Raw genomic sequence first — 24,321 nt, forward strand, 5'->3', positions numbered from 1 at the left:
CTCCAAAAAATCCGTGGGCCCTAGCCGCAATCGCTCCGAAAGCAACGGCGACTGCCTGCGAACACGAGCATTCACAGTCCTTTCACCGATCTCCTCCTTTGTTCGACGAACGCAGATATTTGACCAGCGCGGCCACCACAAGCAGCAGGACAACAACAACCAATAATCCAATGAGACCCATTCCCCACATCATGCCTGGCACCATGTCGTGCATCATGGTTCACCTCATTTCGTCGGGCTTCGGAATGCGCCCCCGTTTCGAGCACGTCCATCATGATGAGCTTCGGCAAACATCAAGCCGCACAAGTTGACGTTGCCGTTGAGCGTTGCGACCGACCGATCGCCGTCCCTCATAAAACGTCCATGATGGGCTTCATCTGCACCGACAATGACAACTAGAAGTCAATTCAACGAAGGCTTGCGCCGTTGATGAGGTTGGACGTTCGTTCACACGACCATGTGCCCGTTTTAGGTCCGCCGCGATAGTTGCAAGCTTTCGGGCCGAGATGCCGAGTAGCGACCCAGTTCTGGGGCGAGACCGTAGGAATCATCCGCTCCGCGGCCGTAGTCCGAAGACCAGAATCGGTCTTGGTCGCATGCGCAAAGCTTGGCGATGCGGAGGCGATCAGGAACAGCGACAGTAATGCAACCCTGTTTGATTTGCCCATTTTTCATCTCCCGGCTCGGCTTGATGGTCACAGCATGGACCTCATGTAAATGAGTTCGAACGTGAGGTCTGACGGGTTACAGGTCACGACGATGTGAGCGCGACCGTGCATACTTAGAGCCGAGCGGAAGCAGTGATCGAGATATGCCCCGTTTTCGACGCTCTGGTGTTCCCCGGCCGTCTCGGTTGATTTGTCCGACAACGCCAGACAGACCGAGCCCATCGCCGTTGCGATACTGCAATTTGCCCCGGCCAAAGGCACGCTATAATCTTGGGTGAGGTACCGAAGCGTTGAATGATACGATCGATGCACCCAAGCTGTTGCGCTCATCTTTTGTGACTTCTCCTGAACTTCGCCTGTCGCAGCCACCTGCACTCACTATCTCGTGAGTCTGTAACCACGGGCATTGTCCGTTCGAATCTAACGAGGGAGAGATGACAAAGGAGTCGGACCTCAAAGCGCTCATGACGGCGAGCCTCGAAGGCGACTCCAACGCGCATCGATTACTGCTGACGACTTTGGGCGGACATCTGCGGAGCTACTACAAGACCAGGCTTTTGCGATCCGGGCGGACAGCCGAGGAAACTGAAGACCTCGTGCAGGAGGCCTTGATCGTCATCCATACGCAACGTCACACCTACGATCCGGAACAACCGCTGACGCCGTGGGTATACGCTATTGCCCGCTACAAGCTCATCGACCATTTGCGACGCACCAGGGCTACGACGGCGGACGTACCGTTAGAAAACGCCGACAACATCCTGGCATCGGACGACAATGCTGCCGCAGAAAGTCAATTCGACCTTTCCAAGCTATTGGAAAGGTTACCGGAACGAATGAGACTTTCGCTCCAATACGTGAAACTCGAAGGCTTGAGTGTAGCCGAAGCCGCCGATCGTAGCGGGATGTCGCAATCTGCCGTCAAAGTGAATGTTCACCGTGGGTTAAAGATACTCACCGCGTTAATTGCTCGGGAGACAAAGGCGTGAAAACCAACGAATTGATTTCCATGCTCAGCTCACAGGTTGATCCGGTCGATACGCAAGAGGTCGTCCGGAATGTTCGGATTGCAATCTTGATAGGAGCTGCGGCATCCCTGCTGGTGGTGGTTTTTATCCTCGGCGTTCGCACCGACCTCGATGAACTGCACGCTCAAGTCTTTCTGGTTGCAAAACTGGCCTTCAGTTTGTCGGTCGTGATTTTGGCCTCGCATTATCTGGTCAAGTACATCCGCCCCGGCGGCGAATTCCGGGTCCGGTTCGCCCTCACCGTCCTACCGTTTCTCGCAGCCATGATCATTGCGGCCATCAATCTGGCCACGGCACCACGGTCACACTGGGAGACCATGGTGTTCGGCAGTTACTGGCTCGAATGCCTAATCGCCGTCCCCACGGTCGCGGTCGTACCATTCGCCACAATCATGGCGGCAGTCCGCCTCGCCGCCCCGACCGATTTGGTCCGCACCGGTGCGCTGGCCGGGCTGGTCGCGGGCGGCGTCAGCGCGACCGCCTATGCTTTGCATTGCATGGATGACCTGCTTCCCTTCATTGCGCTCTGGTATGGGGGCACGATCGTTTTGTGTACGGTCGCTGGCGCCGTGCTCGGCCCCAAACTGCTGCGTTGGTAAGGTTGGCATTGGCCGCGCTCGGCATTGCCCGGTGAAAAGACAAAATCCTTACTCCGTCTACACCAATGAGAGCTGAAGGTCGGGGCGGCGCGGATGAGCGCCGCCACGAAGGAAGACAGCACGTCACCTGTTTGTCCCCGCCGAGAAGAGAAAACTGCTTCTCCGGTCGGTCTCACGAGAGCGTGAGCTTGTAACCGGCATGCGCCCCTTCGCGAACTAACGGATGATGATCGCCCTCTTAAGCAAGCGGCGAGGGTGCAGGTGCATGGCAGGAGACGCAACCATGACATGGTTAACGTCGGCATTGGATCGACAAGACCTGCGGCGCAGGATTCCCGATGCGTTTGGTTTTTGTAAACGCACGCTGTGGCTGCTTTTGGCTGCATTGGCGTTGCTTGCCGGAGTCGCGTTCAACTGGCGGTGGCTCGTAGCATCAGGTGTCCTGCCATTTCTCCTGCCAGCCCTTCCCTGTCTGGCCATGTGCGCCCTGCACCTATGTTCTCATGGCAACGATGCCTCGGGATGCGACGAGCGGAGCGTCGCAGTTTGCCCCAAACCGTACCGCAGCACGCATTGATCACCGATCCGTGCCATCCTTTAGAAAGGCAACAAAATGAAGATCACCACCACTCTCATCCCGCTCGCATTGATTGCGTCGTTAGCGGCTTCTGCCGCCGTCCAGGCGGACGAAACGTCCACGCCATCGAATCCGCCGCCAGAAACCAATCAACCCATGATGGGCAACGGCTCACAGGGCATGCAGGAAATGATGGGCATGATGAGCCAAATGAAGCAGATGATGAAAAGCTGCAATCAAATGATGAAGGCCAGCAACGAACGTCACGACAAGCAAAATGCACCGAAGCAAAAAGACCATCACGGCTGAAACAGTCGCCGTCCGATCGCCATGCCGGTCGATGAATTTTGCACACCCGGAAGGGCGCCCATAAATCGTTCGGCCTCGGCATTAATCGACTTCGGAGCATCGAACGACCATTCAGGTGGGTCTTTCACATCGGCGTGAGCCTGTAACCGGTCCGGAGTCCGATGCGAAATAATCGGTGGTTCGTTTGCAAATAGGATTTTCGATCCGGTGCACTGATGTGCCCGGCAGAACACAGCTCGGTCGATACAGAGGGATAGCCAGAACATCATGGAACGGGCGACCTACTTACGATCGCTTCCCGGACTGGCATCGTTTCTGCCGGAAAGACCTAATCAGGTTCAGTTGCGGCATTCCGCAGCAGTGCCAAGGGTACACTGATGGATAAGTTGACTGAACACCGTCCATTCGAGGATGGACGCGTGAGGCCCCGCGCCCAAACCGGAAGATCGACCGCGAAACGGATCGCGCTCCTTGCGTTTGCAATAAGCGCACTTGTCGCAATGCTGGGAGTTGGCTATCGACTCGGTCACGCTAACCAAACGTTACCTAGCTGGGTTCCGCTTCGTGTCGCAGCCCTCCTCGGATCCCAGCCCGCCAAGCCCGCGGTAACCGGTCCGATCATTTACTACCGCGACCCCGACGGCAAGACGCTCTATTCCAAGAACGCGAAGACGACACCGGACGGGCGTCCGTATATTGCAGTCTATGCCAACGAAGATGTCAGCTTCGATAACCCTTCGGAAACTGCGGCGCCGGCCCAGGACACCGGAGCCAAGCGGATTCTCTTCTATCGCAATCCGATGGGCCTGCCCGACACCTCTCCTGTTCCGAAGAAGGACTCAATGGGGATGGACTACATCCCCGTGTACGAAGGTGAGAACGACGCCTCCACGATCCAGATTTCACCGGGCAAGCTGCAACGCACCGGCGTCCGATCGGAACCTGCCTCCCTGCGCACCGTGACACGGCCCGTTCGTGCTCCCGGAACGATCAAGCTCGATGAGCGACGCGTGGCCGTCGTCTCGTTGAGAGCGCAGTCGTTCATCGAGAGCGTCGAGAACGTCACTACAGGCGATCACGTCACCAAGGGGCAACCGTTACTGAAGCTATATTCGCCCGATGTGGCGGCTGCGGGTGCCCAATACCTGTCCATCGTCAGCGACAGCGGTGGAACGGCCAATCTTGCTGGGCGCAAGCAACTGATCGAAGGCGCACGGCGGCGGCTCGAGAACCTAGCCGTACCCGCCAGCGTGATCGCCGAAATCGATCGTACCAAAACGGTCCCACTGACCATAACCTGGACGGCCCCGCGCGATGGCGTGATTCTGGAGCGAACGGCGATCGAGGGCATGCGGGCGATGCCGGGCGACGTGTTGTTTCGACTGGCCGACACCTCCGTGATCTGGGTGATCGCTGACGTCGCCGAACAGGATATCGATGCCGTGAAGATCGGCGCGGCAGCGACGATCAAGGTTCGCAGTCTGCCGGGTCGGGTATTCAAAGGATCTGTCGCTTTGATCTATCCTGAGGTGAACACGCAAACGCGAACCACCAAGGTGCGCATCGAACTCCCCAATCCTGACGGCGTGCTTCTCCCCGATATGTTCGCCGACGTCGAAATCGCGTCCGGTGCCGAAAAGCCCGTGATCGCAGTACCAAACGGCGCGGTGATCGATACCGGAGCGCGGCAGATCGTTTTCATCGACAAAGGTAAAGGCCGTTTCGAGCCACGTGAAGTCAAGGTCGGCACACGTGGCGAGGACTACACCGAGATCCGCGAGGGTGTCGACGAAGGCGATCTCGTCGTAGTCGCCGCCAACTTCCTGATCGATGCCGAAAGCAACCTGAAATCGGCTTTGCAGGCATTTACAGATGGAGAAAAATCGAAATGATCGCCCGCCTGATCGCCTGGTCGGCGCGGAATCTCATGCTCGTCCTGATCGGGACCGTGTTCGCAGTCACAGCGGGTATTTATGCACTGCGCACCCTGCCGCTCGACGCCATCCCCGATCTCTCCGACGTACAGGTCATCGTCTACACTGAATACCCCGGGCAAGCGCCCCAAGTCGTCGAAGATCAGGTCACCTATCCGTTGACGACGGCGATGCTGACGGTGCCGAAATCGAAGGTGGTGCGGGGCTTCTCGTTTTTCGGCGCGTCTTTCGTCTACGTCATTTTCGAAGATGGCACCGATCCATATTGGGCTCGCAGCCGCGTGCTGGAATATCTCAACACCGTAGCGCGCAGACTCCCGACGGGTGTGACCCCAACTCTTGGGCCTGACGCAACCGGCGTTGGATGGGTCTATCAATACGCCGTTGTGGCCAAGAACATGACCCTTGCTGAACTGCGTTCCCTCCAGGATTGGACCATCCGTTATGGAATCTCCAAAGCCGAAGGCGTCGCGGAAGTGGCCAGCGTCGGCGGCTTCGTCAAGCAATACAACATTGTCGTTGATCCACAAAAATTGCGCGCCCAGGGCATTTCCCTGGACAAGCTTCGCAGCGCCGTCCGGGCGAGCAACATGGATGTCGGCGGGCGCACCGTGGAGCTGTCCGAGTTTGAATTCGTCGTCCGCGGCCGTGGCTACCTCAGAGGCATCGAGGACATCGAGAACATCGTTCTGAAGACTGATGCGGGCGCTCCGCTTCGATTGCGGGATGTTGCGCGCGTCGAACTTGGTCCTGACGAGCGCCGCGGCATTACCGAACTCAACGGCGACGGCGAAGTCGTCAGCGGTATTGCGCTGCAACGGTTCGGCGCCAATGCTCTCACCGTGATCGACAACGTCAAGGCGCGCCTCGCAGAGATCGCCTCAAGCCTGCCCAAGGGCGTCGAGATCATCCCAGTCTACGATCGCTCCGAACTCATCAAAGCTGCCATCAAGACGCTCAAGGGCACCCTGCTCGAAGAGAGCATCATCGTTGCCTTGGTTTGCTTTGTCTTCCTGCTTCACCTGCGCAGCGCCCTCGTTGCCATCCTAATGCTCCCCGTCGGCATCCTGATGGCGTTCGCGGCCATGAAGTTCATGGGGCTTGGCGCCAACATTATGAGCCTCGGCGGCATTGCCATCGCGGTTGGCGCTATGATCGACGCGGCGATCGTCATGATCGAAAATGCGCACAAACATCTCGAGCGCGCGGAGCCTGGCACACCGCGGATGCAGATCCTGATCGATGCGGCCAGCGAAGTCGGGCCGTCGCTATTCTTCAGTTTGTTGGTGATCACCGTCTCGTTCTTACCGATCTTTACCTTGGAGGCGCAGGAAGGACGCATGTTCGGGCCGCTCGCCTACACCAAAACCTTTTCGATGGCTGCGGCCGCCCTGCTCTCGATCACGCTGGTGCCGGCTCTCATGGTCATCTTTGTCCGCGGGCGCATCATCTCGGAACACAAGAATCCCGTGAACAGGTTCCTGATCTGGGTGTATCGACCGGTGATCCGGTGGGTTCTCAAGGCGAAGACATTGACGATCGTACTTGCGCTGGCGGCGCTGGCGGTGACGATCTGGCCCGCCCGCCAACTCGGCAGCGAGTTCATGCCGACCCTCAATGAAGGCACCCTGATGTACATGCCGACAACGCTGCCCGGCCTGTCCATCACCAAGGCTGCTGAGCTGTTGCAGACCCAGGACCGCATCATCAAGTCATTCCCCGAGGTTGCGTCGGTCTATGGCAAAGCGGGCCGCGCCTCGACCGCCACCGACCCGGCGCCGACCGAAATGTTCGAGACCATCATCAATTTGAAGCCGAAGTCGGAATGGCGGCCTGGCGTAACGATCGACAGCCTCAAGGCCGAGATGGACAAGGCGCTGCAGTTTCCGGGGGTCTCAAATGCGTGGACGATGCCGATCCGCGCCCGAATCGACATGCTGTCGACCGGAATCCGCACGCCCGTCGGGATCAAGATTTTCGGCAAGGATCTTGCGGAAATGGAGAAGCTCGCCCGCGAAGTCGAAGGGGTGGTCAAATCGGTGCCTGGTACCTCAAGCGCCTATGCTGAGCGCGTGATTGGCGGATACTATTTGGAGATCATTCCCGATCGTTTGGCGTTGGGCCGCTACGGGTTGACGATCAGCGACGTCCAAGACGTGATCGCCACGGCGCTGGGCGGCGAAACCGTCACCACGACGGTCGAAGGTCGGGAACGCTACGCCGTCAACATCCGGTATCCGCGCGCATTGCGCTCTAGCCCACAGACGATCAGCACCGATGTCCAGGTACCGCTGGCGTCCGGTGGGAGCGTCCCGCTCGGCCAGGTCGCCAGCGTGAAATTGACCCGCGGCGCCACCTCGATCCGCACCGAGAACGGTCAACTCGCGGTTTACATTTACGTCGACATTACCGGTCGCGATCTGGGCGGCTACGTCGCCGAGGCGCAGCAGGCGGTCGCGCAAAAAGTAAAATTTCCGCCGGGCTACTACGTCTCCTGGAGCGGACAATTCGAGTATCTGCAGCGTGCCGAAGCGCGACTCAAGATAGTCGTGCCGGTGACTTTGCTGATCATCTTTCTGCTGCTCTACCTGAATTTCCGGAAACTGGCGGAAACCCTGATCGTGATGCTGTCATTGCCGTTTTCGTTGGTCGGCGGCATTTGGTTGATGTGGTGGCTCGGATTCAACATGTCGGTCGCGGTCGCCGTCGGCTTCATTGCGCTTGCGGGTGTCGCGGCCGAAACCGGCGTCGTAATGTTGATCTACCTCGAGCAGGCCATGTCCGAATTGAAGGCGAAACGATCGGCCGCTGGAGAGCAGTTCACGCGTGCCGACCTGTACGATGCGATCATGCTTGGCGCGGTGGACCGGGTACGGCCCAAGATGATGACCGTCGTCGCCATCATGGCGGGCTTGGTACCGATTCTCTGGAGCACGGGGACCGGCTCGGAGGTGATGCAGCGAATTGCCGTGCCGATGATCGGCGGCATGGTTTCCTCGACCGTGCTGACCTTGGTTGTCATTCCCGCGATCTTCGCGGTGGTCAAGGGAATCGGATTGCCCGCCGTGCCGTGGCAGGACAGCGACGAGAAAGGTACCGGACATCGAGGCCCGACGCGAACGCTCGAACTGCACCATACGGAGAATGTGCAATGACGGCGAAACAGCTTCACAAGAATTGCGCACCGAAAACGGCGGCAATGGACGCGAAGACGATCCTAGCGGATTCAGTTCGTTCGCTCATCACCCTATCCACGCCCACCGTGGCATCCACAAATCATCACGCCAAACAGGAGAATATCAATGTATTACGTCGATAACCATCGCCGGACCCAACGTGCCGGAGTTCTTGCTGCCACGCTGCTCGGTGCCGCATTGACGCTGCAGGCAGGCGCCACTTTCGCTCAGGGAGGCGCGGGCATGTCCGACATCAATGGCATGAAGAACATGAAGAAGATGGCGCCGATGAGCGACGCGAAGGAGGTAAGGAGCGCGACCGCCTCCGGCACGGTCACGGCGCTGAACGCCGCGGATCACAAAATCACCTTCGATCACGGCCCAATTCCGGCTATCGACTGGCCCGCCATGAAGATGGAGTTCGCTGTTGCACCGTCGGTCGATCTCGCGAAGGTGAAGACCGGAGACAAGGTGAATTTCACCCTGAGCGGCTCCGGTGGCACCTATACCGTCCAGTCGATCACACCGACGCCCTGACGCATGCGGCAGGCAGGATCGGATCGCAAGGCATCCTAACCGCACTCCGATCAGGTCAGGGCATCCGGTGCCGCTTACAAACTCCTCTGAAATTTGAGCGGCTTGCCCTGAGGAACATTTGAGCAGTCCAACGGCGGTTAATCAACCGACGGGACGCAAGCCTTCGAATTCCATGTAGGCACGTCGACCATCCGGCCCGAACAGAACAACGACATATCGTTCGGGCTTGCCGCCCTCCATGCCGGGAGAACCCACTGGCATTCCCGGAACCGCCACGCCGGTGGCAACGGGGCGCTCCTTCAGCATCCGTTGAATGGCCGCGGCCGGAACATGTCCCTCGATGACATATCCGCCCGCTTCGGCTGTATGGCATGCGGACAGATCGGTCGGGACGCCCAAACGCTTCCGGATGACCCGGAGATCGGTGTCTTCTACAACCGCGACGCCGAATCCCGCAGCTTCCAAATGCCTCACCCATCCCGAGCAGCAGCCGCAATTCGGATCCTTGTGAACACGAATGACAGTGGTCTGTGCAGCCACAGAAACCGTCGGAGCGATCAATGCCGCCGCGACAAGTCCGAGCGCGCTCCGTCGCGATACGTCACCTGTATTCATCTTGATCCTCCCTTTAAGTTCATTTCCTTCATCTTCGATCATCTCTTTGCGTGAAGCCATTATCACTGCCCGACGGCCGGCTGCATAGTTCCGAGGATGCTTACCGCCAAGAGAACCGCGCATCCCAAAAACTGCTCACCGAGCACGTGACGGCGCAGCCTTGTGGACCACATGGCCAATTCACCTGCCGTATCCGTTCGAAGCTTGCTCATCGACGGCACGAGCCAGAACCGATTCGCAACCGCGAGCGCGAGCATTCCGACAAACAGCACAAGCTTTCCAAGGAGGATTTGGCCATAGGCAGTGTCCAGTAATCCGGAAAACGATCCAACCAAGAACCAACTGTTGACGAGACCCGACCCGATCAATGTGGCGACCGCGGCATAACCCATTCCGGAAAATCGCGTCAAAATGCAATTTAAGTCCTCCGACCTCACATTCACGTCTCTTATTTTGGAGCGATGCAGGATCACCGCAAGCGGAATGAGCCCTCCGAGCCAAGTCCCGGCGGCGAGAAGATGTGCGGCGTCGGCAACAACGTGAATGATGCCAAGCCGCCCTTCCTCGATCTGGGCGTGCCCCGTCCCGGCCAGCGATGCCAAAAGAACCGCGGTTAGGAGCGACATCATCCAATTATAATGATGCGCCGCTACCTTCGAACGGAGACCTGATGCCGCGACGCCAATCGTGAGCACCGCAAGAAGCATACGTAGCGCCCAGACATGACCGAAACTCATGTCGTGGACGATCGTCCAGAGCGTTTCTGCATCAGCGAGATCGCGCATGCTCCCGCTCATGTTCGCGGCAGCAAATGTGAACCAGCAAAGACCGCTCAACAGTGCAGCAATGGCGGTCCACAAGAGCCATTTGTGCCGCCAGCGGCCTAAGACTTCCGGTTCGGCTCCCGAGTATGCGTACAGCGGAAAAAACGATAGCCCCGCAAGGGCCGTCGTCGCCAGATAATGCAGAAGCCGCGCGATAATAAGCCCGACCTCAATCATCAGCGGGTCACGCTGAACGAATAGGTCCCCTTGACGCGATGGGTATCGTCCGAGACGGCGTGCCAATCGACCCTGTACTCGCCAGAAGGCAATGCCTCTTTCACCGGCACAATCAATCGCTTCTTGTCGGCGGGATCGACGGCCGGCTTCCCGACCGTGATCGTTCGGCCCGCCTTGTCCTTGATCTCAATTCCGGAAAATTGCGGGATGACGGTTTCGTTGAAGGTGATCTTGATCTGCTTGGGTGCAGTCGTCGCTGCTCCTGCGGCAGGTTCAGACGTCTCGAGTTGTGGATGAGCGAGGGCTGCTCCGCTTGAAAAGATTGCTGCGATCAATGCAATGGTAGCCGTTGAAGTCTTCGACATTTGTTTTCCTGTTGCGGTGAAGCGGAGGCTCATTTCACGTCGAGAACGAGCATCAGGCCTCCGCCGCCGTGCTGCTCGACATTGTTGTTAGCCGTGTGATGCGGAATGTGGCAGTGCACCAGCCATTTGCCGGGCTTGCGGGCGGTCCAGATCACATCGTATCGCTGGCCTGGGCCGACGTTGACGGTGTCCGCTTGATAACGCGCGCTTTCGTTCAACGTCACACCATCGACCGCAACGACCTCGAACGGACCGCCGTGGACGTGCATGGGATGAATGAAGTTATTGTTGGTGCCGATGAACCGCAGCTTGATGGTTTGCCCGACCTTCATTGCAATCGTGTCGGTCGAAGGATAGGCCTTGCCATTAATGGTGAAGTAGTTCGGCATCGCTCCTTCCATCGACATGGCGGGATAGGTGAGCCATTCGCGTTTCAGCCATTCCTGCAACTGGATCGTGTAATCCAGATCGGCTTTCACTTCAGCCGATGGATCCTTGGGCGCAATCAGCAATGCGCCATAGAGCCCGAGCGCCTGCTGCCGGTCCGGGTGGTCGTGGCTGTGGTAAAAATATGTGCCGCTTTGCCCGACCGTGAATTCGTAGGTGTAGGAACCACCTGGAGGCACCGGATCCTGAGTGATCTTCGCCGGTCCATCCATTTCGTTTGGCACGATCAGGCCGTGCCAATGCACGGTCGTGGATTCCGGGAGATTGTTGTGGAAGTTGATTCGGACGTGATCGCCCTCGGTCATCTGTAACCGGGGCCCCGGCACCTGATGATTGTAGGCGTAGGCATCGACCGCGACGTCGGGAAGGATGTTCCAGCGGATGACGGAAGCTTCCAGCTCAAACACTTTGACGCCATTCTCGATCCGCGGTTGCAGCACCTGGTCGCCCTTTGCGTCGAGCGGAGCAATATAAGTAACCTGTCGCGGCTTCACAGCGGCCATGTCCTTCATGGCCTCGCCGGGTAGATCGAACGTGTTGATCATACCTGGCGGCATGATGGAGGCATCGACGTCGCGGGCGCTGAGACCGAGGTTCACGGAAAAGCCGGGAATGACCATTCCGGATATCAGGAGAAATCCCGTCACGCCGGCGAGCGCCACCAACTGCGGAGTGGTTGCGTCGCCGGCCATCTGATGGCCGCTGCCGTGAGCCATCCTAGAATGGGCCATCTTGTCCATGGCCGGCTTCTTTGCGTGGTCATCGTGGGCTTTTGCGTCATCATTGGAGCGAACGGTCATCAGGCCGTGCTTGACCTTCTTCTTCACCATCCAGACGTTGAATGGATAGGCGGTCGAGAATCCGACCATGACGCCGATCGACATCACACCCCAGAAGACCAGTTCAAGCGGATCCATGGCGCGCATGTCGCGGCCCATCATCAACAAGCTCATCGTCGGCGCCATTCCCGCCATCATAGCATTCATGCTGATGAATTCGGGCATGAAGCTCTTGCGCACGTTTTCCCAGTAGGTGCCGCCCATCATCTTTTTCATGAAAAGCGACTGGAAGATGAAAAGCCCGAACGAAAACCCGGCGATATATTCGACGATCAGGTCGATCCACATCGGCAGTCCGAGCGACGCCGTCACGACCGCCGCGAGAATAATCCCGGTGGCGTCGCCAGCGACACAATGGATGGTGCTTCCGATTCCCTGCTTCCAAAGAGGCGCGGTGAACCGTTCATGTTCACCGGGACGCGGCTCCTTGTCCGCCAGTACGTAGAGCAGCAGACCGAATGGCCCCATGTAGAGAGTGACGAGGATGAAGCCCCACTTCATCACCGTCGGTTCCGGGTTGCCGTTGAACTGGTCGAACGCAACGTACGCCGTGGAAGCGGCTGCGAGGATGAACCAGACGATCAAGAAGTAGTCATATGGAAGAGCAATCATGGAGACCTCCTCGTTCAACCCAATCGCTGGCATATGTGGACCATCGACCGCAGGTCTGTTCCCGGTGCTTTTTAGACGCCCTAGCTATCTCATTGTTCTTTCCAAGAAGGCCGCCCACGTCGCAAAACGCGATGACCGGTGGGTGCATCATTCATTCTCCCTTTTCCGGCTGATTGCGTTGCGTGACCGGAGCGTTGGGAGAACGCGCGTCAAGAGTTCGGGACCACGTCCGATAGAGCGCGACGGCCGTCATCAGAAGAATTCCACCAACGCTCACTCCAATTTGGGTAAGCAGGCGGTCCGAATACATCTCCAAAATGAAATGCCCGACGAACGACAGGAAAATCCCCGTGCAGAACACTTCTAACGATCTCTGCCCGCACACGATGGCCGGGCGAGCCAGTTTTGAATCGAGACCTTTCCAGTTTCGTGGAACGAGGTGAACCACGATCACGGCAAGGGCTAAAAAATGTAGGATCCTATAGGGCGCGAGATTGGTTTTCTCACTGAGAACATTGAACATAGGCGACAACGCCGATAGCCCAAGGCGAGCGCCGACCGTCACGATGAATGCGAAAACCACGAAAGCCACGCTCGCGGTCAGGATCATTCGGGAGCGAGCCAACGCCTGTGCCCGGGAGGCGCCTCCCAATGCCGCCCAAGCGCCCATCGTGAACAGAAGCTGCCATGTGAACGGATTAAAGTACCAGCCGCCGGAAGGATGCGCAGGGAAATTCCAGCCGAAATGACGCGCCAGCACATAGACCAAAATTGCCGCAGCCAGCGCCGCGTCCGGAGCTCGCATCATCAGCATCAGCAACGGTGCAAATCCAGCCATCAGCACGATGTACAAAGGCAGGACGTCCAGGTTGAGCGGCTTGAACCTGAGAAGGAGTCCCTGCGTAAGTGTCGCCACTGGTTGCTCGATCAATCCGGCTACGTTGAATTCGTCCAGAAGGTGGGAATGTCCGTAGTCTTGCGCGACATACCCAATGGCGGCGGCGTAGAACACGAACAACAGGACATGCGCCACATAAAGTTGCCAAACGCGGCGGACCAGCAGGGCCGTCCCCGCGAGGTATCCCTGCGCGGCCATCCTGCGTGCGTAGATGAACGCGGCGGTGTAACCGGAAATGAACACGAAAACGTCCGCCGCATCGCTGAAGCCGTAGTTTCGCGTGGTTATCCAGGCAACCAAGTTGTTCGGAATGTGATCCAGGAAGATCGCCCAGTTAGCCAATCCACGGAACAGATCCAGCCGGAGGTCACGCTTGGCGGGTGAACTTTCTCGCTCCTTTGTGATCGCTCTCTCCGTCGGCATCGATATGGGCGCACCGGGCATGACGAGGCTCATCGCGGCCCTTCCGGTCCAGTGTAATTTCGTTCTGTTTCCAACGCCGTCGCTCTCCATGCGAACTTCTACTCCGCCGTATCCGACGCCGCCGACGTGAGATCGACGGCGTCGAACTGCCGGGTGCTATTTCTGCTTCTCGATCTTGGTGACGGTGATGCCCGCCGTTGCTCGTTCAGCCTGGAATTGCACTTTGTCGCCGACCTTGACCTGTTTCAGCATCGCTGGGTCCTGGACGCGGAACACCATTGTCATGCCGTCCTCGTCCATATCGAGGTTCTTGATCGGCCCGTGCTTCATGGTGATCTTGCCCGCGGACTCGTCGATCTTTTTGACTTCACCCTTCACCATGTCCGCCTGCGCCAATGCAGCGGAGGACGACAAGGCGAAAGCGAACGCGGCAATTCCCGCTATGATGTTACGTGTTTTCATTTTTTACTCCTCTTCAGTTACTGCACCTTCCCTTGGAAGGTCTTCTTTCACGCCGCCCGCGGTGTATCCTGTTGTGCGCGTCGCGGAGGATGAACAGTTCCGACGACCACGCGCTCGGTCACGTTTAGGCAGCAGTGAATTTTCGGACGGCAAGTAGATCGCCTCGCTTGTTCACGAGTTTTTTTGAATGCCGATGAAATGGACTCCCGACAGAATATGGCTCGATCGTTCGCTCCGTTGCCCGGAGCCATAAATTTCCGTTGGTCTTCCCTGCATGGCAATCATGCGGGTTACTTGACGACAACCGTGCCGATCATTCCCGCCTCGCGGTGACCTGGAATCAGGCAAGAGTATTCAAACGTGCCACTCTTCGTGAATTTCCAGACGATCTCGCCGGTCTTCTTCGGCGCCAGGCGCTTGCCGTTCGGATCATCATGCTCCATGTCGGGATTTTTCTTCATCGACTCGGCATGCTTGAGATTTTCGGCCGTGGTCGCGAGAATGAACTCGTGGTCGAATTCGCCGTTGTTGCGCAGCATGAACTTGATCTGCTCGCCTTTTTTGACCTCGATCTTGTTCGGCGTGAACGTCATCTTGCCATCGGCTTTGCCCATCGTCACTTGAACGATCCGTGCTGGTTTATTCGCCTCGCCCGGCTCACCAGCCGAAAACGTGTCGTCCTGATGTCCGGCAGGCCCTGCCCCGGCCCATGCCGGCGCCGCCAAGATCAGTGTTGCAAATAATGCGACGCCAGTTCGATGCAGTTCTTTCATGTCGCGTCTCCTTCGTTCGGTGAAACATTCGGTCTGAACGTCGCACTCACATCCCCTTCATCTTCATGCCTTTCATGCCTTTCATCTTTGCAGCGCCCGCATCGTCTTTGCCGTTCTGCGGTCGGACCGGCTCCGCGGCCGGAGCATCGACTTCATATGCGACGGTGCCAGGCGGGTTCTTGTAGGGCCCGGGATCGCTGTAATCGTCGCGGGCCATGCCTTCGCGGATCTTCATCACCGTGAACATCCCGCCCATCTCGATCGGCCCGAATTGTCCCGAGCCCGTCATCATCGGCAGCGTGTTGTCCGGCGCAGGCATTTCCATCTCGCCCATCGCCATGCCCGTCGATCCCATCACCATGGCGTCTGGCGCCAGCTTGCCGACCGCTTTCGCCAGATCCTTCTTCGAGACGCCGATCATGTTGCGCATGTCGTGGCCCATGGCGTTCATGGTGTGGTGCGACTTGTGGCAATGCAGTGCCCAGTCCCCCGGGTTGTCGGCCAACACATCGAACGCCCGAACCGCACCGACCGGAACGTCCGTCGTGGTCTCCGGCCTCTGAGCGCTTTCCGGAATCCAGCCGCCGTCGGTGCAGGTCACTGCAAAGTGGTGTCCATGCAGGTGAATCGGATGGTTGGTCATGGTGAGATTGCCGATCCGGACCCGTACCCTGTCGCCGAGCCGCACCGGCAGCGGATCGATGCCCGGAAACACGCGGCTGTTGAACGTCCACATGTTGAAGTTGGTCATCTCGTTGACCTTCGGCAGATAGGTCCCGGGGTCGATGTCGTAGGTGCTCATGATGAAGACGAAGTCGCGATCGACCGGACGGAACGACGGATCGCGCGGGTGCACAATGACCATGCCCATCATGCCCATTGCCATCTGCACCATTTCGTCGGAGTGCGGGTGGTACATGAACGTCCCACTGTTCTTCATCTCGAACTCGTAGACGAAGGTCTTGCCGGGCTTGATATGCGGCTGATTGAGACCACCGACGCCGTCCATGCCGTTCGGCACGATCATGCCGTGCCAATGCACGGTCGTATGCTCGGGCAGCTTGTTGGTGACGAAGATGCGGACCTTGTCGCCTTCGACGGCCTCGATCGTCGGGCCCGGCGCCTGGCCATTGTAACCCCACAGATACGCCTTCATACCGTCGGCGAACTCTCGCACCACGGGCTCCGCGACGAGATGGAATTCCTTCCAGTCGCCATTCATCCGCCAGGGCAGTGACCAGCCGTTGAGGGTCACGACCGGGCGGTAATCCGGACCGCTGGTGGGATGCAGCGGCGGCTGCATCGTCACCTTGTCCATGATCGGCGCTTCCGGAATGTTCGCCGCCTGCACGCGACCGCTGACGGCGCTCGCGCCGACCAGCGCGGCCGTTCCCAAAAATCCTCTTCGCGATAGCATGTTGGTCTCCATCAATTGCCTCCGCCGCCGGCCTGGGCGGTCGTCGTCGGACTGGACTTCGTTGGTGTTTCTCCCGAGCCGCCGCCGTTGACGGCGGTCTGCAGGTCGGATTGGGCGAGCCAGAAGCTGCGCTTGGCTTCGATCGCCGCGCGCAATGAGGCGGTGCGCTGCCGCGCTTCCGTCAACAGTGTGAACACGTCCACCTGCATGCTCGAAAAGCGCAGTTGCATCTCTTCGGTGATAATCTTCCGGAGCGGCAGAACCTCGCGCTCGTACTGCCGGGCGATCTCATAGCTCGATCGATACGTCCGGTACGCGTCACGCGCTTCCGAGCGCACGTTGATCGCCTTCTCGGTCAGACGATTGAAGGCCTGGTTGTAGGTCTCGCTCGCTTGCCGCACCCGGACCTCGCCGCCGTCGAAGATCGGGATCTGGAACTGGATGTCGAAGCCGCGTTCGCGGGACCGGGAGCCATCGGGGTTCCTGGTGGTCTTCGAAATTCCCGCAACATCGAGCAGCGTGACGAAACGGCTCGCTTCCGTCAGATTGAGCGCTTTTGCCAAAGCAACCAGTTCGATACGGGCGATCTGTAGATCGATACGGTGTTCAACGGCGTCGACTTCGATGCGTGGCAAGGTCTGCGGACGCGGCGGCAAAGCCGGCAGATGGCTCGGCAGCTTGAAATTGAGATCGCCGTCCCACAGCCCCAACAGCCGTGCCAGAGCTTCGCGCGAACTGGTCGCTTCCTGACGCACCGTCGCAAGGTCCGCTGTGGTTTCCGCATAGAAGACCTGCTCACGCGCCTGATCGAGTTTGTTCATCGATCCGGTCTGGCCAAGGTTCTTCGACAATTGCGCGATGGATTCGGCGGTGGCCTTGGCGTCGCTAAGAAGGCCGACCAGTTCGTTTGCGGCAACCGCGCGGTAGTAAGCACGTCTGACATCGGCGGCAAGGCGAAGTGTTTCCAGGGCGGCGCGAAGCTGTGCCTGATGGAAACGCTGTTTTGCGATTTCGGATCGGAACGGTAGCGTCGCAAGTGCGAGGATGTCTCCCACGATCTGGCGCTCGATCTCGGTCGCGCCATTGCCCGAAATGCGCGAGACTGAGAACGTCGGATTGGGCGGCAGGCTTTCCTGGACACGATCGGCTTCCGCCAATGCCAATTCATTGTATGCGGCCTGCAAGCCGCGATTGTTGAGCAGCGCGACCTGAACGGCGGTATCAACATTGAGCGTCCGGCGTAGCAAATGCTTGACTCTGTCGCTGGTCTGCTGCGCCTCATCCACCGAGCGGATCGCGATCACATCCTTCTTGATCGTATGGTCGGCGACATCGGCGACGACGCCCATTCCCAGATCCGGCGAGAAGGTCGCACAACCAGAAAGAAGGAGGGAAACGGTGAGTGCCAACGCCGACCGATTGTTTCGGAGGAGGCTCTGATGCGGCAGCACGCCACGGATAATTTTCATGACGCGCTCCTAGTGCTCGTGCCCGGATTTCGGTGACGGGGTGACGCGCTGGTTCTGCTCCGCCCAGCCGGTAGGCGTGGTCGGGCGGAGGCTGGTATAAGGAGCGATGGTCGATCGGTAGCCGACGCCCGCGACTCTTGCCCCAGCATCAGCAGGGTCTGCGCCGACGAGCGGCCCAGTCGGTACCGTGCAGCCGCCCAGTGTCATAGCCGCCAAAGCCACGCCTGCAAATGCTCTAAGTGTTCTTCCGAATATTTCGCGCACCACCGAACCAACGGCGGCGACGATCGCCCCAATTTGCGCTGACATAGATGTTTCCTGAACTGACGATGGACCACAGGTGCGCGTACCCCGAACGGGTACGGCGCCGCGTCACGCTGTTGTCAGGTCAGGAATTGGGGGGACGATAAAGCTGTGGGGGCGAATTATCCGCAAGCTTCCGATGGTTGTCGGAAGCTTGGATGGCCTTCGGCACTGACGGATGTGCCACGGCGAGGAGCGCGGGCGCAGGGAGCGCGGTGACGCAAATCAGGCCACAACACTTTCCATCCGCCGAATGCGGCGCCTTTGTCGAACCGACATCACTCTTCAACGCGACAAGGTTCGCATCATGATCTGCGGATGAACTCGCGTGGGTCTCGATGCCGGAATGAGGATGAGCATTCCCGTCCTTATGGACGTGGATCGCGCCTTCACTATGCATATGATCGTTGTGCACGTGAACCATGCCCGGCACATGATCATCGTCAGTCAGGCAGTAAGGCGTTGCCTGACTGCCTGGTAAGGCGAAGGACAACGTCGGCGCCATCACGCAAAACAGATAAGCCAGGGCGATGAACCACCCTGCTTTCCGCCGTTGCGTCTTGGTAAGTCCGACCAACATTAACGCGTTAGTACCCTCGATTTGCCGTGTCCGAATTTGCAACCATAGTCGCGAATCCTTGTACCGCCAAGATGGAACCTAGAGCTTATCGTTCCGTCCGTCCAACTACAGCCATCAATTCCGCGATCTTGCGGCGCTGATCCGCTTTGTCGCCACTCGCGATCGCATGCTCGACGCAATGGGCGACATGATCCTTCAACACCTCTTCCTCAACGCGGCGCAGAGCGGCACGAACGGCGGAGATCTGCGTTACGATATCGATGCAGTACCGGTCTTCATCCACCATCTTAGCAAGGCCCCGGACCTGACCTTCAATCCGGCTGAGGCGTTTCTGGCACGAAGTCTTGATGTCTTTGCGCATTCCTCCTATATACCCCCATAGGGTATAAGTTGCAAGTCCCACAGGAGACTTAGATGACCAGTCCGGAAAAGGCTAATTCCAAAGGAGAATGCGGCTGCTCCTCGAAAACGATCGCGACACCGGGCCCTGACGAAACCAAAGCAGCTTGTTGCGGTGGCGGCCATGATCACGACGCTCATGAGCATCACCACCATCCCGTTTCGGGAGACGGAAAGGTCGTGGACCCAGTTTGCGGGATGACCGTCGATCCGACGACGAGCAAGCACCGGTTCGATTACCAAGGTCACACCTACCATTTCTGCTCGGCCAGCTGTCGTACGAAGTTCGCCGCCGCCCCCGAAACGTATCTCGATAAGTCCAAGGCCGCACCGAAAGAGCCTGTTCCGGAAGGCACCATCTACACATGCCCGATGCATCCCGAGATCCGGCAGATCGGACCCGGCAGCTGCCCGATCTGCGGCATGGCTCTGGAGCCCGAAGTGGCAACTCTGGACGCCGCACCGAATCCCGAGTTAGCGGACATGACCCGGCGGTTCTGGATAGGCTTGGTGTTCGCCCTGCCTGCAGTCGTCCTTGAGATGGGCGGGCATTTGGTCGGCGGCCACGGCTGGGTCGACCAAACATTGTCGAACTGGATACAACTCGTCTCGGCGACACCGGTCGTGATCTGGGCGGGTTGGCCGTTCTTCGTGCGCGGCTGGCAGTCGCTGGTGACCCGCAACCTCAACATGTTCACCCTGATCGCGATGGGGACTGGCGTCGCTTACGTCTACAGCGTCGTCGCCACGGTCGCCCCGCAGATCTTTCCGCTCGCGTTTCGCGGACACGATGGTGCCGTTGCCGTCTATTTCGAAGCGGCGGCCGTGATCACCGTTCTGGTGTTGCTGGGCCAGGTGCTCGAATTGCGTGCCCGCGAGGCAACGTCGGGAGCGATCAAGGCTCTGCTCGACCTCGCTCCGAAGACGGCGCGCCTCGTTGCAGAGGACGGCACCGATCATGAAGTCCCGCTCGACGGCCTGAACGTGGGTGACAAACTGCGCGTCCGGCCCGGCGAAAAGGTGCCGGTCGACGGCGTTATCCTTGAGGGGCGCTCATCGCTCGATGAGTCCCTGGTGACCGGAGAATCCATGCCCGTCACCAAAGAGGCCGATGCCAAGGTCATCGCAGGCACCCTGAATCAATCCGGCAGCTTCGTGATGCGGGCCGAGAAGGTCGGTCGCGATACCATGTTGTCCCAGATCGTGCAGATGGTGGCGCAGGCCCAGCGCTCGCGCGCGCCGATTCAGCGGCTCGCGGATCAGGTTGCCGGATGGTTCGTTCCAACAGTCATCGTCGCGGCGCTTGTCGCCTTCGCCGCCTGGTGGATTTTCGGGCCCGAACCGCGCCTGGCGTTCGGTCTCGTGGCGGCTGTCAGCGTTCTGATCATCGCATGTCCGTGCGCCCTCGGGCTGGCCACGCCGATGTCGATTATGGTTGGCGTCGGGCGTGGTGCCCATGCTGGCGTGTTGATCAAGAACGCTGAAGCGCTGGAACGTCTCGAGAAGGTCGACACCCTGGTGGTCGATAAAACGGGTACGCTCACCGAAGGCAAGCCAAAGGTCGTCTCCATCGTTGCCGCTGCGGGATTTCAAGAAGATGAACTCCTGCGATTGGCGGCCAGTGTCGAACGCTCCAGCGAGCATCCGCTGGCCGATGCCATTGTACGGGCGGCCAAAGAGCGCAATCTGACATTGATTAATGTGGAGGAATTCGACTCGCCAACAGGCAAAGGTGTAACCGGCAGGGTGGAGGACAAATCGGTCTTGCTTGGTAATGCGGCCTATTTGAAATCGTTAGGTGTCCAGACACAAACGTTGGAGTCACAAGCCGAAATCCTGCGCGGTGAAGGTGCAACCGTGATCAATATCGCACTCGATGGAAAGTTGGCGGGCCTGTTTGCAATCGCCGATCCAGTGAAGCAATCGACGCCCGACGCCTTGAAGGCGCTGGCGGCAGAAGGCATCAAGGTCATTATGCTGACCGGCGACAATAGAACGACGGCAAATGCGGTCGCGAAACGGCTCGGCATCCCCGATGTGGAGGCAGAAGTGTTGCCGGATCAGAAGAGTGCAGTCGTTAGCGATCTGCAGAAGTCGGGTCGCATTGTCGCAATGGCCGGCGACGGTGTAAATGATGCCCCTGCCCTTGCTGCAGCCGAAGTCGGCATCGCGATGGGCACCGGCACCGACGTCGCGATGGAAAGCGCGGGAGTAACCCTTCTTAAGGGCGACTTGATGGGAATTGTTCGCGCTCGCCGTCTTTCCGAAGCGACGATGAGCAACATCCGGCAGAACCTGTTCTTCGCGTTCATCTACAACGCTGCCGGAATTCCGATCGCGGCCGGCGTCCTCTATCCGACGTTCGGATTGCTACTGTCACCCATCATTGCCGCGGCGGCGATGGCGCTATCTTCAGTCAGCGTCGTGGGCAATGCGCTCCGATTGAAGTCCGTGAACTTGTGAGGTGTGGCTGCTCGAACTTAGCGGATCTGCGATTGAGTACTCGCTGAGTTCGAAGATGATCGAGCCCCAAGATGTTCATATCCGAGCCTTGACCATATCTGTTCACGGGGAGACGCATTCAGATGTCACCTCGTTTTTGAAGCTGCTCCGAACCGATGTCGATTGACAATCGACATCGCTTCCAGTCAATTTTGATATCTGCTGAATCCGCTCTTTGACTGCGATGCCCGTCAAGAACGTGAAGCTGGACGTCTTGGACGCAAGACCAAGGGAGACAGTCCATGGGCGCGGAACAACCTACATCCGGCCGGACGACCAACGTGCCGCCGGCCCAGTATCTTGATGCAAGGCACGCCATCGAGGCAATAGCGATGTCCAGCGGACGGCGCATGCTGGATGCACCATTCACTCATGTCTGCGTGATGGCGGCATATGCTGGCGCACTGATTGCCCTGGGAGCGCTGTTCTCGGTACTTCTCTCCGCAGGGGTGGACACGCAGGGCCCGCGGCGGTTGCTTGAGGGCCTCGGTTTTAGTGCCGGATTCTTTTTCGTGATTCAGTCGCAAGCTGCGCTGTTCACCGAAATCAACGTCGTCATGCCTGTGACCTTACTTCACTACTCCAAAGGAGCTCTCCTGGCGAAAGCGGGACGATTCTGGGTATTGGCGTTTGTCGCCAATCTGGTTGGCGCGCTGGCAATTGGTTATCTCGTGCCGACAGTGCAGTCCTACCCGCCCGAAATGGCTTCGCGGCTGGCGGAAATTGTCTCGACCAAAATGGCGTATCGCGAAATCGGCGGTATCAATGGATGGATTCAGGCCGTCCTATCCGGGATGCTCGCAAACTGGCTCGTGGGTTTAGCAGCCTTCTTCGCCACAATGGGACGTACGATCATCGACAGGTTCGTCCCCGTGTTCCTCGCTGTGTCGCTGTTCGTCGCTGCGGGATTTCAGCACAGCCCGGCAAACATGGCGTATTTTTCGCTTGCTGCCGGGGCTGGAATGGGACCCGGATGGGGGGTGGCAATGGGTTGGAGCATCCTCCCTGCTGCCCTCGGAAATCTCCTCGGGGGATTTCTGCTCGTCACCATGCCGTTATGGATTTCCTTCGGCTCAAAGCACAGCGCCATGATCGAAGACGATCAATCAGGCTCTGGCCCCTGATCTACCGTTGGACTTCGATTGTTAGATGCGAGAGATCGGAAAATCTGGCCAATCTCTCGCGGTAGTATCCAACATCACGCGCTTTCGTAGTCGAAACAGACACGATGGCGCCAAGGTGTCCGGGTCCCAGTCGCCAGAGGTGCAAGTCAGTCACCCGGTCTCCGTCGCCTTCGATCGTCTGTCTGACCTTTTCCGTCATCCGCGGGTCCGGATTGCGGTCAAGCAGGATACCGCCGGTGTCGCGCAACAAACCGAATGACCAGTTCGCGATGACGACAGCGCCGATTAAGCCGGCGAGCGGATCCATCCAAAGCCATCCGAAGGTGCGCGCGAGGAGAAGCCCGACGATGACCAGCACCGACACGGCGGCATCGGCCGCGACATGGACGATCGCGGCGCGCATGTTGTTGTCACGATGATGGGCGCCCGCAGGCGCATTGTGATCGTGCTCTGCGAAACGTTCTTCAAATTCCTTGAACTGATCGTCATGCTTCAGACGAAGCTTGACCATGAACTCATGAGGTTCCGGAATCTCATCGAGCGATTCCAGATAATCTCCACGATCCGCGAACGTGAATGTCTGTCTGCTGTCGGCGGGTCTTATGGTCTCAACGGCGACGTGTGAAACTTGCAACCGCGAGCCATCCGGAAGCCGCAATCGGAAACGAGGCGGCACACCGCTTTCAAAAATCTCAAGTTCGATCACGCCGGCTCCGGACCCGAGATTTATCCGGCGAATATCATCACCGTGATCGTGTGGATGCTCATGGCCGTGCCCGTGCCCGTGGTCGTGCCCGTGATGACCGCCGGACAACAGCCACGCACTTGCCAGATTGACCGCAAGACCGAGCACGGCAATCGGGATAGCCTCGTTGAAACTGATGGCGACCGGGGAGAGAAAACGCGAGACCGCCTCGTAACCGATCAGCAAGGCGATCATCGCCAATATGATCGCACTGCTATATCCGGCGAGATCCCCGAACTTCCCGGTGCCGAAAGTGAAATTCCGATCGCCCGCATATCGGCGTGCATACGTGTAGGCCAACGCCGCCAGTAAAAGTGCGCCGGCGTGTGTCGACATATGCAAACCGTCGGCGATCAGAGCCAGCGATCCGAATAATGCACCGCCGACGATCTCAGCGATCATCATGGCCGTGCACAGCGCGATGACCGCCCAAGTCCGGCGCGCTGCCTTGTCGTGGTCCTCTCCCAAAAAAATGTGATCATGCACAGCGAGAGGATCGATCGTTCGGTCGGCGGTCAT

22 protein-coding genes are annotated in these 24,321 nt (G+C 58.6%); 8 read left to right on the forward strand and 14 right to left on the reverse strand.

Annotated features, from left to right (window positions below):
• Positions 1–82 precede the first annotated feature (82 nt).
• Positions 83–217, reverse strand: coding sequence for a hypothetical protein (locus AFIC_RS00415; protein ID WP_275247235.1), 135 nt, complete (start codon positions 215–217; stop codon positions 83–85).
• Positions 218–1,102: 885 nt separating this feature from the next.
• On the opposite strand from AFIC_RS00415, the gene AFIC_RS00420 reads away from it, so the two are divergent.
• The 6 genes from AFIC_RS00420 to AFIC_RS00445 all read left to right on the forward strand — a co-directional run bounded on the left by AFIC_RS00420 (position 1,103) and on the right by AFIC_RS00445 (position 8,828).
• Entirely contained in the window at positions 1,103–1,657 is a 555-nt protein-coding gene (locus AFIC_RS00420; RefSeq protein ID WP_275247236.1) for a sigma-70 family RNA polymerase sigma factor, read from the forward strand.
• A complete protein-coding gene (locus AFIC_RS00425; protein WP_275247237.1) occupies positions 1,654–2,295 on the forward strand; it encodes a DUF1109 domain-containing protein in 642 nt (213 codons plus the stop codon). Before AFIC_RS00420 ends, AFIC_RS00425 begins: the two co-directional genes overlap by 4 nt.
• Before the next feature lie 613 nt (positions 2,296–2,908).
• Positions 2,909–3,181 (forward strand): hypothetical protein, encoded by a 273-nt coding sequence (locus AFIC_RS00430; RefSeq protein ID WP_275247238.1) that lies wholly within the window; start codon positions 2,909–2,911, stop codon positions 3,179–3,181.
• Positions 3,182–3,558: 377 nt separating this feature from the next.
• Positions 3,559–5,073, forward strand: coding sequence for an efflux RND transporter periplasmic adaptor subunit (locus tag AFIC_RS00435; protein ID WP_275247239.1), 1,515 nt, complete (start codon positions 3,559–3,561; stop codon positions 5,071–5,073).
• Entirely contained in the window at positions 5,070–8,270 is a 3,201-nt protein-coding gene (locus AFIC_RS00440) for an efflux RND transporter permease subunit (protein WP_275247240.1), read from the forward strand. The genes AFIC_RS00435 and AFIC_RS00440 overlap by 4 nt, the downstream gene beginning before the upstream one ends.
• 147 nt (positions 8,271–8,417) lie before the next feature.
• Positions 8,418–8,828, forward strand: coding sequence for a copper-binding protein (locus AFIC_RS00445; protein ID WP_275247241.1), 411 nt, complete (start codon positions 8,418–8,420; stop codon positions 8,826–8,828).
• Between the two features lie 141 nt (positions 8,829–8,969).
• Here the strand turns inward: AFIC_RS00445 and AFIC_RS00450 are convergent, their stop codons facing one another.
• From AFIC_RS00450 to AFIC_RS00505, 12 genes are all read right to left on the reverse strand, one after another.
• Entirely contained in the window at positions 8,970–9,443 is a 474-nt protein-coding gene (locus AFIC_RS00450) for a DUF411 domain-containing protein (RefSeq protein ID WP_275248766.1), read from the reverse strand.
• Between the two features lie 62 nt (positions 9,444–9,505).
• Positions 9,506–10,444: a copper homeostasis membrane protein CopD gene (copD, locus tag AFIC_RS00455; RefSeq protein WP_275247242.1), complete on the reverse strand. Its 939-nt coding sequence runs from the start codon at positions 10,442–10,444 to the stop codon at positions 9,506–9,508.
• Positions 10,444–10,809 (reverse strand): copper homeostasis periplasmic binding protein CopC, encoded by a 366-nt coding sequence (gene copC / locus AFIC_RS00460; protein WP_338063158.1) that lies wholly within the window; start codon positions 10,807–10,809, stop codon positions 10,444–10,446. The genes copD and copC overlap by 1 nt, the downstream gene beginning before the upstream one ends.
• Before the next feature lie 29 nt (positions 10,810–10,838).
• Positions 10,839–12,707: a multicopper oxidase domain-containing protein gene (locus AFIC_RS00465; protein ID WP_275248767.1), complete on the reverse strand. Its 1,869-nt coding sequence runs from the start codon at positions 12,705–12,707 to the stop codon at positions 10,839–10,841.
• Between the two features lie 151 nt (positions 12,708–12,858).
• Positions 12,859–14,061 carry an OpgC family protein gene (locus AFIC_RS00470; RefSeq protein ID WP_420833351.1) on the reverse strand — a complete coding sequence of 401 codons (1,203 nt, stop codon included), beginning with the start codon at positions 14,059–14,061 and terminating at the stop codon, positions 12,859–12,861.
• A 123-nt stretch (positions 14,062–14,184) separates the two neighbouring features.
• A complete protein-coding gene (locus tag AFIC_RS00475; RefSeq protein ID WP_275247244.1) occupies positions 14,185–14,490 on the reverse strand; it encodes a copper-binding protein in 306 nt (101 codons plus the stop codon).
• A 290-nt stretch (positions 14,491–14,780) separates the two neighbouring features.
• Entirely contained in the window at positions 14,781–15,263 is a 483-nt protein-coding gene (locus AFIC_RS00480) for a cupredoxin domain-containing protein (protein ID WP_275247245.1), read from the reverse strand.
• A 46-nt stretch (positions 15,264–15,309) separates the two neighbouring features.
• Positions 15,310–16,680: a multicopper oxidase family protein gene (locus tag AFIC_RS00485; RefSeq protein ID WP_040298074.1), complete on the reverse strand. Its 1,371-nt coding sequence runs from the start codon at positions 16,678–16,680 to the stop codon at positions 15,310–15,312.
• Between the two features lie 11 nt (positions 16,681–16,691).
• Positions 16,692–18,149 carry a TolC family protein gene (locus tag AFIC_RS00490; protein ID WP_275247246.1) on the reverse strand — a complete coding sequence of 486 codons (1,458 nt, stop codon included), beginning with the start codon at positions 18,147–18,149 and terminating at the stop codon, positions 16,692–16,694.
• 9 nt (positions 18,150–18,158) lie between these two features.
• The gene (locus AFIC_RS00495; RefSeq protein WP_275247247.1) at positions 18,159–18,458 is read right to left on the reverse strand and encodes a hypothetical protein; all 300 of its coding nucleotides are present in this window, start codon (positions 18,456–18,458) and stop codon (positions 18,159–18,161) included.
• Positions 18,459–18,537: 79 nt separating this feature from the next.
• Positions 18,538–19,032 (reverse strand): hypothetical protein, encoded by a 495-nt coding sequence (locus AFIC_RS00500; RefSeq protein WP_275247248.1) that lies wholly within the window; start codon positions 19,030–19,032, stop codon positions 18,538–18,540.
• Between the two features lie 85 nt (positions 19,033–19,117).
• Positions 19,118–19,393 carry a metal-sensitive transcriptional regulator gene (locus tag AFIC_RS00505; protein WP_275247249.1) on the reverse strand — a complete coding sequence of 92 codons (276 nt, stop codon included), beginning with the start codon at positions 19,391–19,393 and terminating at the stop codon, positions 19,118–19,120.
• A 53-nt stretch (positions 19,394–19,446) separates the two neighbouring features.
• On the opposite strand from AFIC_RS00505, the gene AFIC_RS00510 reads away from it, so the two are divergent.
• Together AFIC_RS00510 and AFIC_RS00515 are read left to right on the forward strand one after the other, a co-directional pair.
• Positions 19,447–21,894: a heavy metal translocating P-type ATPase gene (locus AFIC_RS00510; RefSeq protein ID WP_275247250.1), complete on the forward strand. Its 2,448-nt coding sequence runs from the start codon at positions 19,447–19,449 to the stop codon at positions 21,892–21,894.
• 281 nt (positions 21,895–22,175) lie between these two features.
• The gene (locus AFIC_RS00515; RefSeq protein WP_275247251.1) at positions 22,176–23,057 is read left to right on the forward strand and encodes a formate/nitrite transporter family protein; all 882 of its coding nucleotides are present in this window, start codon (positions 22,176–22,178) and stop codon (positions 23,055–23,057) included.
• Between the two features lies 1 nt (position 23,058).
• On the opposite strand, the gene dmeF is transcribed toward AFIC_RS00515, so the two are convergent.
• Complete coding sequence (gene dmeF / locus AFIC_RS00520) at positions 23,059–24,321, reverse strand: CDF family Co(II)/Ni(II) efflux transporter DmeF (protein ID WP_275247252.1); 1,263 nt, start codon at positions 24,319–24,321, stop codon at positions 23,059–23,061.

Source organism: [Pseudomonas] carboxydohydrogena, from assembly GCF_029030725.1.
Classification (GTDB): domain Bacteria; phylum Pseudomonadota; class Alphaproteobacteria; order Rhizobiales; family Xanthobacteraceae; genus Afipia; species Afipia carboxydohydrogena.

Excerpts from the sequence above, each read along its gene's own strand:
- AFIC_RS00435 (WP_275247239.1), top strand. The coding sequence starts at position 3,559 with ATGGATAAGTTGACTGAACACCGTCCATTCGAGGATGGACGCGTGAGG.
- AFIC_RS00495 (WP_275247247.1), bottom strand. The coding sequence starts at position 18,458 with ATGTCAGCGCAAATTGGGGCGATCGTCGCCGCCGTTGGTTCGGTGGTG.
- copC (WP_338063158.1), bottom strand. The coding sequence starts at position 10,809 with ATGTCGAAGACTTCAACGGCTACCATTGCATTGATCGCAGCAATCTTT.
- AFIC_RS00505 (WP_275247249.1), bottom strand. The coding sequence starts at position 19,393 with ATGCGCAAAGACATCAAGACTTCGTGCCAGAAACGCCTCAGCCGGATT.
- dmeF (WP_275247252.1), bottom strand. The coding sequence starts at position 24,321 with ATGACCGCCGACCGAACGATCGATCCTCTCGCTGTGCATGATCACATT.
- AFIC_RS00480 (WP_275247245.1), bottom strand. The coding sequence starts at position 15,263 with ATGAAAGAACTGCATCGAACTGGCGTCGCATTATTTGCAACACTGATC.
- AFIC_RS00475 (WP_275247244.1), bottom strand. The coding sequence starts at position 14,490 with ATGAAAACACGTAACATCATAGCGGGAATTGCCGCGTTCGCTTTCGCC.
- AFIC_RS00450 (WP_275248766.1), bottom strand. The coding sequence starts at position 9,443 with ATGAATACAGGTGACGTATCGCGACGGAGCGCGCTCGGACTTGTCGCG.
- AFIC_RS00490 (WP_275247246.1), bottom strand. The coding sequence starts at position 18,149 with ATGAAAATTATCCGTGGCGTGCTGCCGCATCAGAGCCTCCTCCGAAAC.
- AFIC_RS00445 (WP_275247241.1), top strand. The coding sequence starts at position 8,418 with ATGTATTACGTCGATAACCATCGCCGGACCCAACGTGCCGGAGTTCTT.
- AFIC_RS00515 (WP_275247251.1), top strand. The coding sequence starts at position 22,176 with ATGGGCGCGGAACAACCTACATCCGGCCGGACGACCAACGTGCCGCCG.
- copD (WP_275247242.1), bottom strand. The coding sequence starts at position 10,444 with ATGATTGAGGTCGGGCTTATTATCGCGCGGCTTCTGCATTATCTGGCG.
- AFIC_RS00430 (WP_275247238.1), top strand. The coding sequence starts at position 2,909 with ATGAAGATCACCACCACTCTCATCCCGCTCGCATTGATTGCGTCGTTA.
- AFIC_RS00420 (WP_275247236.1), top strand. The coding sequence starts at position 1,103 with ATGACAAAGGAGTCGGACCTCAAAGCGCTCATGACGGCGAGCCTCGAA.
- AFIC_RS00465 (WP_275248767.1), bottom strand. The coding sequence starts at position 12,707 with ATGATTGCTCTTCCATATGACTACTTCTTGATCGTCTGGTTCATCCTC.
- AFIC_RS00500 (WP_275247248.1), bottom strand. The coding sequence starts at position 19,032 with ATGTTGGTCGGACTTACCAAGACGCAACGGCGGAAAGCAGGGTGGTTC.
- AFIC_RS00510 (WP_275247250.1), top strand. The coding sequence starts at position 19,447 with ATGACCAGTCCGGAAAAGGCTAATTCCAAAGGAGAATGCGGCTGCTCC.
- AFIC_RS00470 (WP_420833351.1), bottom strand. The coding sequence starts at position 14,061 with ATGAGCCTCGTCATGCCCGGTGCGCCCATATCGATGCCGACGGAGAGA.
- AFIC_RS00485 (WP_040298074.1), bottom strand. The coding sequence starts at position 16,680 with ATGCTATCGCGAAGAGGATTTTTGGGAACGGCCGCGCTGGTCGGCGCG.
- AFIC_RS00415 (WP_275247235.1), bottom strand. The coding sequence starts at position 217 with ATGATGCACGACATGGTGCCAGGCATGATGTGGGGAATGGGTCTCATT.
- AFIC_RS00440 (WP_275247240.1), top strand. The coding sequence starts at position 5,070 with ATGATCGCCCGCCTGATCGCCTGGTCGGCGCGGAATCTCATGCTCGTC.